This is a genomic window from Rivihabitans pingtungensis, from assembly GCF_003201855.1.
GTDB classification, from domain to species: Bacteria; Pseudomonadota; Gammaproteobacteria; order Burkholderiales; family Aquaspirillaceae; genus Rivihabitans; species Rivihabitans pingtungensis.
In genome coordinates, this window is record NZ_QJKI01000001.1 from 146,511 (window position 1) to 158,986 (window position 12,476).

Sequence of the window (12,476 nt, forward strand, 5' to 3'; positions counted from 1 at the left end):
TTAAAACGATCGTTTATTCTCAATTTTAGAGCATGAACTCTAATTCTGTGTTGCAGGCAGATGCCCTGCATCTGCCACCCGCCAAAGGAGCATACCATATGCCCAGCGCCCCACTGCTCACCACCCCGGCCGAGCTGAACCACGCCCTGAGCACGGCCCGCGCCGCCTGGCAGGCCGCGCCTTATCCGTCCTGGGCCGAGCGCCGCGCCCGGCTGGCGGCCCTGCGCGCCGCCTTGCAAGGCCATGCCGGCGCGCTGGCGGCGGCGGTGTCGGCCGATTTTGGCCAGCGCAGCGCCGACGAAACGCGCATGGCCGAGCTGTTCCCTACCCTGCTGGCCATCGACCACGCCCGCCGGCATCTGCGCCGCTGGATGCGCCCGCAGCGGCGCGGCGTCAGCCCGTGGTTTTGGCCGGCGCGCGCTCAGGTGTTGCCGCAGCCCTTGGGAGTGGTCGGGGTGATCGTGCCGTGGAATTACCCGCTGTATCTGGCCTTGGGCCCGCTGGTGGATGCGCTGGCGGCGGGCAATCGAGTGTTGATCAAGATGAGCGAATACACCCCGCGCACCGCCGCCGCCGTGGCCACGCTGCTGGCCGAGGCCTTGCCGGGCGGCGAGGCGCAGGTGGCGTTGGGCGAGGTGGCGCTGGCGCAGGCTTTTGCCAGTCTGCCGTTTGACCACCTGCTGTTTACCGGCTCTACCGCCGTGGGGCGCGAGGTGATGCGTCTGGCCAGCGCCCAGCTCACCCCGGTGACGCTGGAGCTGGGCGGCAAGTCGCCGGTCTTGATTGCCCCCGGCCACGATGTGGCGCGCGCGGCGGCGTGCATTGCCCAGGGCAAGCTGCTGAACGCCGGGCAAACCTGCGTGGCGCCGGATTATGTGCTGCTGCCGCGCGGCGCGCGCGCCGAGTTTGTCCGCGCCTTTGCCCAGGCGGTGGCCGCCAGCTACCCGACGCTGGCCGACAACCCGGATTACACCAGCATCATTCATCCGCGCCACTGGCAGCGCCTGCACGACGGCCTGGCCGAGGCGCGCGCCGCTGGCGCGCAAACGCACGCCTGTGTCGGCCCGGACAGCGAGGCGGCGCTGGCCGCCGCGCGCAAGATGGCCCCGCATCTGCTGTGGGACGTCCCCGCCGACTGCCAACTGCTGCGCGAAGAAATTTTTGGCCCGATTTTGCCGCTGGTGGAATACGAGAACTGGCCAGCCGCGCTGGCCTATGTCAACGCCCGGCCGCGCCCGCTGGCCTTGTATCTGTTTGACCATGACCGCCAGCGGGTGCAGGCTGTTTTGCGCCAGACCATCGCTGGCGGCGTGGTGGTCAACGACACCTTATTGCATGTGGTGCAGGACGGGCTGCCGTTTGGCGGGGTGGGCGCATCTGGCATGGGGCAGTATCATGGCCATGACGGCTTTCTGACGTTCAGCAAGCTCAAGCCGGTGCTTTACCAATCGCGCTGGAACGCCATGCCCTGGCTGCGCCCGCCGTATGGCCGGCTGGCGCGCTGGCTGCAAGCGCTGATGCTGCGTTGAGCATCCCCGGTTTTTGATTCAGGCTCATCACCCATGCACACTGCAAAAAAATCTACTCCCTTGTTGACCCGCCGCCAGTTTCTGCGCGTCGGCCTGGCCGGCGGCGCCGTGCTGCTGACGGCGCGGCTGGTGTACGGCCCGTTTGCCCGCATGCGGCTGGCCGAGGTGCCCGAGGCCGAACAGCTGAAAACCCTGAACCCGCGCACCGCCACCGCGCTGGCGGCCATCGCCCCGGTGATGCTGGGCTCGGCGTTTCCGCCGGCCGAGCCGGAAGAAACGCGTCTGGGCGCGCAGCATGCGCTGGTGCGCGCCATCGACGCCGCGATTGCCGCCATGCCGGCGCCGGTGCAGGCAGAAATCAGCCAATTGCTGGATTTATTGATTTTTCCGCCCACCCGGCGTTTGCTGGTGGGCCTGCGTGAGGAGTGGGCGCGCGCTGAGCAGGACGATATTCGCGGCTTTTTGTATCGCTGGCGGGAGAGCCGCTTTCAGCTGCTGCGCGCCGGCTATCAGGGCCTGCATCAGTTGGTGTGCGCCGGCTGGTACGCCATGCCGGCCAGCCAGGCGGCGGTGGGCTACCCCGGCCCGCCAGTGCAATGGAAACTGGCGGAGGGCGCAGCATGAGCACCATTGCCGATCCGATTGCCGCCGGTCTGGCGCGTGGCTGGCAGGTGGTGGATGCGTCCACCCTGCGCGCTGACACCCACTATGAAGCCGATGTGGTGATTATTGGCACCGGTGCCGGCGGTGGGGTCAGCGCCGAGGTGTTGAGCCAGGCCGGGCTGAAAGTGCTGCTGATCGAAGAAGGCCCGCTGCCGCTGGGTCGGGATTTTCGTCTGCTGGAAAGCGACGCCTACCCGCAGCTGTATCAGGCGTGCGCGGCGCGGCAAACCCAGGATAAGGCCATCACCATCTTGCAGGGCCGCGCGGTGGGCGGCTCGACCACGGTAAACTGGACATCGTCATTCCGCACGCCGCCGGGCACGCTGGCGGTGTGGCACGAGCGTTACGACCTGCCGCTGACCGAGGCCGAGATGCGCCCGTGGTTTGAGCAGATCGAAACCCGCCTGTCGATTCACGACTGGCCAGAAGCGCCCAACGCCAATAACGCCGTGCTGGCGCGCGGCGCCCAGCAGCTGGGCATCAGCCACGGCCGCATCCGCCGCAATGTCAAAGGCTGCTGGAATCTGGGCTATTGCGGCATGGGCTGCCCCACCCACGCCAAGCAATCCATGCTGGTGACCACCATTCCCGCCGCGCTGGACGCTGGCGCGCGGCTGCTGACCCGCTGCCGCGCCTGGCGGCTGAACCTGACCGCTGGCGAGGTGAGCGGGCTGGAATGCCAGGCGCTGGACAGCGCCGGCCTGCGCGCCAATGGCGTGCGCATCACGGTGCGCGCCCGTCACTATGTGCTGGCTGGCGGCGCCATCAACACCCCGGCGCTTTTGCTGCGCAGCCGCCTGCCGGATGCCTCTGGCCGGCTGGGCAAGCGCACCTTTTTGCACCCCACCGTGCTGTCTGCCGCGCTGTTTGCCGAGCGCGTTGACGCCTGGCATGGCGCGCCGCAAACCGTGTACAGCGATCATTTTTTGCACACGCAAGAGATCGACGGCCCGCTGGGCTACAAGCTGGAAACCCCGCCCGTGCACCCGCTGCTGGCCTCGGTGACGCTGACCGGCCTGGGCGAAAGCCACGCCGCGCTGATGCGGCAAATGCCGCACTTGCATGTGATGCTGGCGCTATTGCGCGATGGTTTTCATGTGGATAGCCAGGGTGGCGAAGTCAGCCTGGACGACGACGGTCACGCCCGGCTGGCCTATTCGCTGAACGATCCGCTGTGGGAGGCGGCCCGGCGCGCCTGGCTGAGCATGGCCGAGCTGCAATTTGCCGCCGGCGCGCGCCAGGTGCTGCCGATTCACGAAGACGCTGTGCCCTACCGCAGTTGGCCCGACGCACGCGAGGCGATTCGCCAGCTGCCGCTGGAAATCCTGCGTGCGCGCTGGGTGAGCGCACATGTGATGGGCGGAGCGATGATGGGCAAGGACGCCAGCCGTGGCGTGGTCAACGCCGACGGCGCCTGCTGGGGCATGCGCAATCTGTCGGTGCTGGATGGCTCGGTGTTTCCCACCAGCATTGGCGCCAACCCGCAGTTGTCGGTGTATGCGCTGGCGCTGCGCAATGCGACAAAACTGGCGCAAACCCTGGGCCACGGATAATACCCACACGCGCCATCCCAACCCCAATCCGGCTCGCCTGCGCTATCATGCCATTCCATTTTTATTTTTGAGGAATACCCATGGCCGGGGCCAGTTTGCTTGCCTTGCTCGACGATATCGCCACCTTGCTGGACGACGTGGCAGTGATGACCAAAGTCGCCGCCAAGAAAACCGCCGGGGTGCTGGGCGACGATCTGGCGCTGAATGCCGAGCAGGTCAACGGGGTGCGCGCCGAGCGTGAGTTGCCGGTGGTGTGGGCGGTGGGGGTGGGGTCGCTGAAAAACAAGGCGATTCTGGTGCCGGCCGCACTGGCCATCAGCGCGTTGGCGCCGTGGCTGATTACCCCTTTGCTGATGCTGGGTGGGCTGTATCTGTGTTTTGAGGGTGTGGAAAAACTGGCGCACTCATGGCTGCACGGCGCCGAAGAAGACGCCAGCGAGCATGCCCGCCAGTTGGCGGCGGTGGCCGATGAGCAGGTGGACTTGGTGGCCATGGAAAAAGACAAAATCCAAGGAGCCATTCGCACGGATTTTGTGCTGTCGGCTGAAATCATCGTCATTGCCCTGGGTACGGTGGCCGACAAGAGTTTTACCATGCAATGCGCGGTGTTGGCCGGTGTGGCGGTGCTGTTGACCATCGGCGTGTATGGCTTGGTGGCAGCCATTGTCAAAATGGACGATGTCGGTTTGTACCTGCATCGCACGGGCGGCGCGGTGGCGCGCGCGCTGGGCAAGCTCTTGCTGCTGACCGCCCCGCGTTTGATGCAGCTGCTGACCGTGCTGGGCACGTTGGCGATGTTTTTGGTGGGCGGCGGCATTCTGGCACACGGCCTGCCGGGCATGCATGACGTGATACACCATCTGGTCGAAAGCGTCGCCAGCCTGCCCACGGTGGGCGCGGGCCTGGCCTGGGCGGCGCCGGCCGTGCTGGATGCGGTACTGGGCGTGCTGGCCGGGGCGTTGGCGCTGGCGGTGGTGACATTCGGCGGCAAGCTGTTCAAGCGCGGCTAAGCGCTGCTTGGCGTCTGCATAAAAAAACCCGCGCGGCCGGATTGCTCTGGCCGTGCGGGTTTTTTGTTGGGCGATGTGCTAGAGCGGCTAACAAAACCCTCCTGGCGTTGTTGCACGACCTTGCCGTACTACCCGGACTGTCTGCGGTCGTGCGCCTAGCCAGGATCGCTTTGCTGGGTTTTGTTAGCCGCTCTTAGCGTTGCTTACAGTACGCCGCTCAGCAGCAGGCCACCCGTGGCGGCCACGCCTGCGCCCAGCACGCGGCGGGCGGTGCTGGTCAGATGCTGATTCAGGGTAAAGCCGGCGGCGTGCAGTGCGGCGGTGGCCACGGCAAAGCCGGCGCCATACAGCCAGAAGCTGCCATCGGCCGGGGCTTCAACACCGTGAGCAAAGCCATGGAACACGGCAAAGCCGGCGGTCAGCGCCATGGCCAGCACGGTGGGCATGCGCACCGACAGCGACACCAGCAGGCCCAGCGCCAGCACCGACAAGGCAATGCCGGTTTCGATGGCCGGCAATGGCATGCCCAGATGGCCGGCAACGCCGCCCAGCAGCATGGCCAGCACAAAGCTGGCCGGCAGGGCCAGGCGAGCCGCGCCGCCCAGCATGGCGCCCCAGATGCCCACAGCCAGCATGGCCAGCAGATGGTCGGCGCCAGACAGCGGATGGCTCAGGCCGGCAAACAGATCAAAATGGCTATGTGCCCCAGTGTGGGCATGGGCCAGCGGTGCGGCCAGCACGGCGGCCAGGGCAAGGGCGTTGCGAAGCTTCACGGTGTCATCCTCTTATTGGATCAGGCGGTGTGATCGTTGATTTTTTCGGCGCGGAGCCGAAAGCCGTGCATCAGGCAAACACAAACCGTGCCAGCCCGGGCGCGGCGGCGGCGGCTGGCTGGCGGCAGACAAGCCACACGCAATCAGCGGCTTGTCGGCCGTCGGTGCGCATCATGGCGTCACAAGGCGGATAAATGGTGTGCGTTTTGCCAAAAAACAGAAAACCAACTTTGCACTTGCCTGAGTTCGCCAGCTGTTCCCTCAGCCCTGACTGGAATCTGCCGATTTTTTCGGCAACACCGACAACGCGCCTTGCACCAGCCCGGCCAGATCGGCCAGATTGCTGGGGATCACCACCGTGGTGCCCTGACGGGCAATCTGGCCAAATGCCGCCACGTATTGCTCGGCCACTTTCAGCGCAGCGGCACGGTCGCCGCCTTGTTGTTCCAGTGCGTGCGCCACGCTGGCAATCGCTTCGGCATTGGCCTGCGCCACCAGCCGGATGGCCTCGGCCTGGCCGCCGGCCTGGTTGATGGCGGCCTGACGTTCGCCCTCTGATTGCGCCACCATGGCGGCTTTTTGCCCCTCAGCCACATTCACCGCCTGGGCGCGTTCACCTTCGGACTGGGCAATCAGCGCGCGCTTGCGCCGCTCGGCGGTGATCTGCATTTCCATCGCCTGCAATACCGATTCTGGCGGCACGATGTCCTTGATTTCGTAGCGCAGCACCTTCACGCCCCAGCCCAGCGAGGCTTCGTCCAGCGCCGCCACCACGGCATTATTGATGGCCGAGCGTTCTTCCAGCAGTTTGTCCAGATCGCGCTGGCCCACTTCCGAGCGCAGCGTGGTTTTGGCCAATTGTTCGATGGCAATGGTGTAGCTGGAAGTGCCATAAGACGCCATGCGCGCGTCGGTCACCTGAAAATACAGAATCCCGTCGATTTTCACCTGGGAGTTATCGCGGGTGATGCACACCTGTGGGTCCACGTCGTAAGGCACTTCTTTCAGGGTGTGCTGATAGGCCAGGCGATCGACAAACGGAATGACAAAGTTCAGCCCGGCCACCAGCGTGGCGTGATACTTGCCCAGCCGTTCAATCACATAGGCATGCTGCTGGGGGATGACAATCACCGTTTTGCGGATCACCACCCCCACCAGCACAAACAGCACCAAAACCGGCAACAGACTTTCCATGGCTTATTTCTCCTGGTGTTCAGACGGCGGGGCAAAATGCACCCGCAAGAGGTTGGCATGCCGGCCGGTGATGCAGCCGTGCACACCGGGCAAGGGCGGGGCGCCGGTGTAGTCCAGCTCGGCGTCCCATTCACAGCCGCGATAACGCACCCGCCCCTGGTGCGGGTTGTCGGCGGCCAGCCAGGTCAGTTGCACCTCTTGCCCGGTGTCATCATCCACCATGCTGGGCAGGATGCGCCGCTGCCGCCAGCGCGCTACGGCCAGCACGGCCAGCGCCATGACCATACTGCCGGCAGACAGGGCCAGCGGCAAGCCCAGGCCCAGAAACAGTCCCAGTCCAACGCTGCCTAGCCCCAGCGCCACCGCCAACAGGTAAAACGAGCCACTGGAAACCTCCAACATGGCCACCAGCAGGGCAGCCAGCCACCAAAATATGCTTGAGCTGATCAGCATGTTCATGACTCCAGACAGGGCTTGCTGATATATCGAAAAGCAATATGTCAAAAAATCAACGCCAATGCAGCCAGATGGCGGCAGTGCGTATTTTGTGACGTATTCTGGCTGTCAGCGATACATTTAATTGATATTTATGCATAAAATCCTGCTCTTGTGCATATTGTGCGTATTCAACTTTTTGCGCCCACGCTTCCAGAGGCTCGGCATTTTCTGTGGTCAATTTGGCCAGAGCCCGGGCAGCTTTGCATTGCCCAGGCGAGTCGCCAATCTGTTGAGCCAGTTGCAAAGAGTCTTGCAAGAGACGCACGACCACGGACACGGGTGGGGTTATCGCTGAGTTGTGTGGATTAAAGCCTTGTGTTTGCCAGGCTGCCGTGATTTCCTGCGCAATATTCCGCAAATTGTTGACGGTTCCCAAAAAACTGTCCGTTTCCCGGTATGCGTGATCCCTGGCTTGCGCGGGCGGTGGCGGCCAAATGTCTTGCCAAGAGCGATTTCGTTCCAGCCAGGCCACCAAGCGAGGCATTGGTGTATGCATGAAGCAAATCAATCGCATCATGACTGCACGCATGTGAGCATCCTGAAGGGCTGGCGCTTCATGCCGCGCATCCACCCGCACCAAGCTATGGCGGATGGCCAGGCGGCACAGCCACACCTGAATGCAACTCCAGAGATCATATGGCGCCGGCTTCTGTAACAGATGAATGGCCGCACTCTGAAAAAAAATGCCTGCTTCCATCCAGCCCGCCTGTTGCTCGCGTTGTAAAGCCTTGGCATGTGCTGGTTGCACCGCAGGTTGCCATAGCATGCGGCAATATTGCCAGGCTGCCCGCCGCCATCTGCCAGACAAGCGCAGGCTCGCTGCATGCATGCGTTGCCATTGGCGACGGTCTGCTGCGGTATCGTCTGGAACAAGCTGCTGACGCAAACGGTATTCTGCTTCGTACCAGCCTTGATCGCGCAAGGCGTTCAGCGCCAGTCGGGCGTCTTTGCCTGCCAAGCTGCCCGGAGCCCATGCACTTGGCGCTAACCAGCGTAACGAGTGTGCGCCACACCCCATGCTGGCATACCATTTGGCCGCAAAACGTTGGCGTTGGGCCAGCGTGGGTGTGTAGCGTTCTTTCCAGCCTTTTTTCCAGTCGAAGGCGGCGGATGGCTGGTTGATTATAAATGGTGCGCGCTTCAGCGCCCTAGCCAGCGTGTATTCGGTGGGACCGCCTAGAATTTCGCGGTGTTCGGGCGCAAATGCAGCGCAGAACGTGCGTGCACCTTCTGGTAAATTCGCCAGCTGTTCTTCTTGTGTCCGGTTGTCCAGATCGTTTTGCCAGGCTAGCCAGCATAAATGCGCAGCAAAAAGTTTGCCTTGATGAATACGCTGTAAAAACAAAGGGGTAATGTCAAAATAGTCACTGCCGCTGTAGCCTAGAACAATCAGCGTCACATCAGGGTCGTCCAGCAGTGCCAGTAGCGCATCACGCAGGGAGGGAGGCAAGCCTGGCTCCAGATTACTGATGGAATGACCCAAGGTGGGCAGCGGCTCTTCGATACTGCCGTGTAGTTTCAGCAAGCCCCAGTTTGACAGGGGATGCTGACTGGGGGTGATGACAGGGATACGGTGGCCGGCCGCCGCTTCCACAGCCTGATCAAAATTGGTGGTGATTGCCCAGCTTTGAGTTCGTAAAATAATCTCGGCGATTTGGTGGTGAATCCAGTTTGGCGCACAGTGATGAAAAATCTCGAGATTGGCCAGGCAGTCTGGCCCCATGGCCCACAGACAGTCCTCAATCACCTTTTCCAGTCGAGGCATGGTTTTACCCAAGCTCTGGTGGGCTTCTCGATAAAGCTGATGCAGCAGCGCCATCTCGTGCGTGACAGGCAGGTGATGTTCCAACCAATGCCAAGTAAGCGCTTCTCCTCCTGGCATATGGCTGGGAATGGAAACGCCGGCGCCAAACCAGAACACGATTTTTTGCGTACTTTCCATGAAATAAAATACTTTCGTGACTGAGCTGTGGTGGCAGTTTGTGGGTGAATAGCCCCTAAAAAAACACAGTGTAGCAGTCCTGGCGAGTCGTCAGTCATGTTGAAATACCGGGGAGCGAGCTTGCTCTCGGGCTTCTGCGCCAATGATGAGTTCATATCATGATGACCGGCTATTCGGTGGCGCAACCGCAGACCGTACGCAAAATGCGGCACGGTCGTGCAACCGCGCCAGAAGGATTTTGTTACAGCAGTTTTTTGACCGTGGCCATCAGCTCGTCCAGCGCCGCCTCGCCTTCGCCGCTCTGGATGGCCTGTTGCACGCAGCCGTGGGCGTGGTGGGTGAGCAGCTGCATGGCCACGCCGTTCAGCGCGGCGCGGGCGGCGGCCAGCTGGGTGAGGATGTCCACACAGTAGCGGTCTTCTTCCACCATGCGCGCCACGCCGCGCACTTGGCCTTCAATGCGCGCCAGCCGCGCCAGCAGGGCGGATTTGTCTGGCTGCTCCACCCGCTTGTCGCTGCCTGGCGCGCTGTCTTCGCTGTGGCAGCACTCAGCCACGGACGTCAAACCCAGCGTCTTCGATGGCCTGGCTCAGCGTGGCGGCGCTTTGCTGGGCCGGGTTGAAGGTGATCACGGCGTTGGCGGCGTCTTTGTTGACCACCGCGCTGTCCACGCCGGGCAGGGCGGTCAGCACGCGGGTGATATTGGCCACGCAGCCCATGCAGGTCATGCCGTCGATATTGAGGGTGAGGGTTTCCATTGTGTTGCTCCTGTGGGTGAAAAAATCTGTGTGCTGTGCTCAGTGTTGCTCAGCGCCCTGGCCGCCAGCGGCGCAGCAGCAAGGCATTGCTTACCACCGACACTGAGCTCATCGCCATGGCCGCGCCGGCAATCACCGGGTTCAGCCCGCCCAGCGCCGCCAGCGGAATGCCCAGGATATTGTAAATAAAGGCAAAAAACAGGTTCTGGCGAATCTTGGCCAGGGTGCGGCGCGATAAATCAATGGCGTCGGCGGCGGCCAGCAGGTCGCCGTGCATCAGGGTGATGTCGGCGGTTTCAATCGCCACATGGCTGCCACCGCCCATGGCCAGGCTGACGTCGGCCTGCGCCAGCGCCGGGGCGTCGTTGACGCCGTCGCCGGCCATGCCCACCCGCTCGCCGCGCGCTTGCAATTCGGCAATCGCCCGCGCCTTGCCGTCCGGGCGCACGCCGGCCTGCCAGCAGCGAATGTCCAGCGCTTTGGCCACTCGCGCGGCGGCGGCCGGGTTATCGCCGGTCAGCATATGCACTTCCACGCCCATGGCGCGCAGCCGGGCGATGGTGGGCGCGGCGGACGGGCGGATGGCGTCGGATAGCGCCAGCAGCGCCAAGACTTGAGTTTCATCCGCCAGCGCCGCCACCGTGTGGCCGGCCTCGGTCAGTCGGGTGACCTGCGGGTGTTCGGCCAGCGTCGGGCTGACCCAGGCTGGCACGCCCAGTCGCAGCGCCCGACCGTGGATCACCCCGGATACACCCTGGCCGACGCTGACGCTGAATGCCTCGACGGGCTGCAAACCCAGCTGGGCATCTTGGGCGGCGCGCAGGATGGCGGCGGCCAGCGGGTGTTCGCTGCCGGCTTCCAGGCTGGCGGCCAGCGCCAGTGCTTGTTCGCGGTTGTCGGCGGCCAGGGCGATGACTTCGGTCAGCTGCGGACGGCCTTCGGTGAGCGTGCCGGTTTTGTCCACCGCCAGCACGGTCAGCCGGCCGGCGTGCTCCAGCGCGGTGGCGTGGCGAAACAGCACGCCATGGCGGGCGCCCAGGCCGACGCCCACCATCACCGCTGCCGGGGTGGCCAGGCCCAGCGCACACGGGCAGGCAATCACCAGCACTGCCACCGCCTGCATGATGGCGCGTTCCCAGTCGCCGCTGCTGGCCCCCACCGCCAGCAGGGTGGCCACGGCAATGGCCAGCACCGCCGGCACAAAATACCCGGAAATCACGTCCGCCAGCCGCTGGATCGGCGCTTTCGAGCCTTGCGCCTCGCCCACCTGGCGGATGATGGCGGCCAGCTGGGTGTCGGCGCCCACGCCGGTGGCGCGCAGGCGCAGCACGCCTTGCAGATTGCGGGTGGCGGCGTACACCGGGCTGTCCACGCCCTTGCTGACCGGGGCGCTTTCGCCGGTCAGCAGGCTTTCGTCCACGCTGCCCTGGCCGTCGATCACCACGCCGTCCACTGGCGCGCTTTCGCCTTCGCGCACCCACACCACCTCGCCTACGCGCACCTCGGCCACCGGCACATCCTGCACCGCGCCGTCGCGCTCCACCCGTGCCGTGGTCGGCGCCAGCTTGAGCAGGGCTTCGATGGCCCCGGCGGTTTGCCGGCGCGCGCGCTGTTCCAGCCACTTGCCCAGCAGCACCAGGGTGATCACCGACACGCTGGCTTCAAAGTACACATGGCCATGATGCGGCGCGGTCAGCGCCGTCCACACGCTCAGCAGATAGGCCATGCTGGTGCCCAGCGCCACCAGCACATCCATATTGGCGCCGCCGCCGCGCAGGCTGAGCCAGGCGCCGCGATAAAAGCGCCAGCCCACCAAAAACTGCACTGGCGTGGCCAGCGCCCACTGCCAGGCCACCGGCAACAGGCCATGGCGGCCGGCGAGCATGGCCAGCATTTCCGCCACAAACGGCAGCGCCAGCAGGGTTGACGCCAGCAGCCAGCGGCCGGTGTGGTCTTGCTCGCCGGCCGCTGTGATGGGGGCGTCGGCGCGCGGCAGCTGCGCCTGATAACCGGCGCGGCGCACTGCGTCCAGCAACTGCGCGCTGCTGACCACGCCGGCCGGGTAATCCACCTCGGCGCTGGCAGTGGCGAAGTTGACGCTGGCGTGCACGCCAGGCAGACGATTGAGCACTTTTTCGATGCGCTGGGCGCAGGCGGCGCAAGTCATGCCCTCCAGCGTCAGCCGCTGGCGGCTGAGCGGCACCTGAAAACCGGCGCGCGCCACCGCCGCCATGGCGGCGGCAAGGTCGGGCGGCTGGGCCGTGCGTGAGGTGAGCCGCGCGCTGGCGGTGGCAAAGTTGACCTCGGCGTCTACATCCGGCAGGCGCTTGAGCACTTTTTCCAGCCGAACCGCGCAGGCGGCGCAGGTCATGCCAGCGATTGGCAAGGTGAGGATGGGGGGCGTCATGGCGTGGCTTTCTTATACCCTATGGGGGTATGTTAGCAAAGCGAGGCGGGCGCAACAAGCGGGGGTTGGCGCTTTCGGTTTGGTGCGAACAAATTCTTTTGGATATTATTTTTGAATAAAAAAATGATTTTTGGCAATTCATCCGTAAT

11 protein-coding genes are annotated in these 12,476 nt (G+C 64.2%); 4 read left to right on the top strand and 7 right to left on the bottom strand.

Going from position 1 to position 12,476, the window contains the following annotated elements; all coding sequences use genetic code 11:
• The first annotated feature begins 98 nt into the window (after positions 1-98).
• The 4 genes from DFR34_RS00630 to DFR34_RS00645 all read left to right on the top strand — a co-directional run bounded on the left by DFR34_RS00630 (position 99) and on the right by DFR34_RS00645 (position 4,755).
• Positions 99-1,529 carry a coniferyl aldehyde dehydrogenase gene (locus DFR34_RS00630; protein WP_110389218.1) on the top strand — a complete coding sequence of 477 codons (1,431 nt, stop codon included), beginning with the start codon at positions 99-101 and terminating at the stop codon, positions 1,527-1,529.
• 33 nt (positions 1,530-1,562) lie between these two features.
• On the top strand, positions 1,563-2,153 hold the full coding sequence (locus DFR34_RS00635) for a hypothetical protein (protein WP_146215015.1): 591 nt from the start codon (positions 1,563-1,565) through the stop codon (positions 2,151-2,153).
• Positions 2,150-3,745: a GMC family oxidoreductase gene (locus DFR34_RS00640; RefSeq protein ID WP_110389220.1), complete on the top strand. Its 1,596-nt coding sequence runs from the start codon at positions 2,150-2,152 to the stop codon at positions 3,743-3,745. Before DFR34_RS00635 ends, DFR34_RS00640 begins: the two co-directional genes overlap by 4 nt.
• Positions 3,746-3,825: 80 nt before the next feature.
• Complete coding sequence (locus DFR34_RS00645; protein WP_110389221.1) at positions 3,826-4,755, top strand: DUF808 domain-containing protein; 930 nt, start codon at positions 3,826-3,828, stop codon at positions 4,753-4,755.
• Between the two features lie 203 nt (positions 4,756-4,958).
• Here the strand turns inward: DFR34_RS00645 and DFR34_RS00650 are convergent, their stop codons facing one another.
• The 7 genes from DFR34_RS00650 to DFR34_RS00680 all read right to left on the bottom strand — a co-directional run bounded on the left by DFR34_RS00650 (position 4,959) and on the right by DFR34_RS00680 (position 12,327).
• Positions 4,959-5,528, bottom strand: a complete 570-nt coding sequence (locus DFR34_RS00650; RefSeq protein WP_110389222.1) for a HupE/UreJ family protein — start codon at positions 5,526-5,528, stop codon at positions 4,959-4,961.
• A 261-nt stretch (positions 5,529-5,789) separates the two neighbouring features.
• On the bottom strand, positions 5,790-6,722 hold the full coding sequence (locus DFR34_RS00655) for an SPFH domain-containing protein (protein WP_110389223.1): 933 nt from the start codon (positions 6,720-6,722) through the stop codon (positions 5,790-5,792).
• A 3-nt stretch (positions 6,723-6,725) separates the two neighbouring features.
• The gene (locus tag DFR34_RS00660) at positions 6,726-7,175 is read right to left on the bottom strand and encodes an NfeD family protein (RefSeq protein WP_146215016.1); all 450 of its coding nucleotides are present in this window, start codon (positions 7,173-7,175) and stop codon (positions 6,726-6,728) included.
• Between the two features lie 55 nt (positions 7,176-7,230).
• The gene (locus tag DFR34_RS00665) at positions 7,231-9,162 is read right to left on the bottom strand and encodes an SIR2 family protein (RefSeq protein ID WP_146215017.1); all 1,932 of its coding nucleotides are present in this window, start codon (positions 9,160-9,162) and stop codon (positions 7,231-7,233) included.
• 241 nt (positions 9,163-9,403) lie between these two features.
• Complete coding sequence (locus DFR34_RS00670; protein ID WP_110389226.1) at positions 9,404-9,718, bottom strand: metal-sensitive transcriptional regulator; 315 nt, start codon at positions 9,716-9,718, stop codon at positions 9,404-9,406.
• Positions 9,711-9,920 (bottom strand): heavy-metal-associated domain-containing protein, encoded by a 210-nt coding sequence (locus DFR34_RS00675; protein WP_110389227.1) that lies wholly within the window; start codon positions 9,918-9,920, stop codon positions 9,711-9,713. Before DFR34_RS00675 ends, DFR34_RS00670 begins: the two co-directional genes overlap by 8 nt.
• 49 nt (positions 9,921-9,969) lie before the next feature.
• Positions 9,970-12,327 carry a heavy metal translocating P-type ATPase gene (locus DFR34_RS00680; RefSeq protein ID WP_110389228.1) on the bottom strand — a complete coding sequence of 786 codons (2,358 nt, stop codon included), beginning with the start codon at positions 12,325-12,327 and terminating at the stop codon, positions 9,970-9,972.
• Positions 12,328-12,476: the final 149 nt, after the last annotated feature.

Coding starts and splice junctions, on each gene's coding strand:
- DFR34_RS00635 (WP_146215015.1), top strand. CDS start 1,563: ATGCACACTGCAAAAAAATCTACTCCCTTGTTGACCCGCCGCCAGTTT.
- DFR34_RS00640 (WP_110389220.1), top strand. CDS start 2,150: ATGAGCACCATTGCCGATCCGATTGCCGCCGGTCTGGCGCGTGGCTGG.
- DFR34_RS00660 (WP_146215016.1), bottom strand. CDS start 7,175: ATGCTGATCAGCTCAAGCATATTTTGGTGGCTGGCTGCCCTGCTGGTG.
- DFR34_RS00675 (WP_110389227.1), bottom strand. CDS start 9,920: ATGGAAACCCTCACCCTCAATATCGACGGCATGACCTGCATGGGCTGC.
- DFR34_RS00680 (WP_110389228.1), bottom strand. CDS start 12,327: ATGACGCCCCCCATCCTCACCTTGCCAATCGCTGGCATGACCTGCGCC.
- DFR34_RS00630 (WP_110389218.1), top strand. CDS start 99: ATGCCCAGCGCCCCACTGCTCACCACCCCGGCCGAGCTGAACCACGCC.
- DFR34_RS00665 (WP_146215017.1), bottom strand. CDS start 9,162: ATGGAAAGTACGCAAAAAATCGTGTTCTGGTTTGGCGCCGGCGTTTCC.
- DFR34_RS00655 (WP_110389223.1), bottom strand. CDS start 6,722: ATGGAAAGTCTGTTGCCGGTTTTGGTGCTGTTTGTGCTGGTGGGGGTG.
- DFR34_RS00645 (WP_110389221.1), top strand. CDS start 3,826: ATGGCCGGGGCCAGTTTGCTTGCCTTGCTCGACGATATCGCCACCTTG.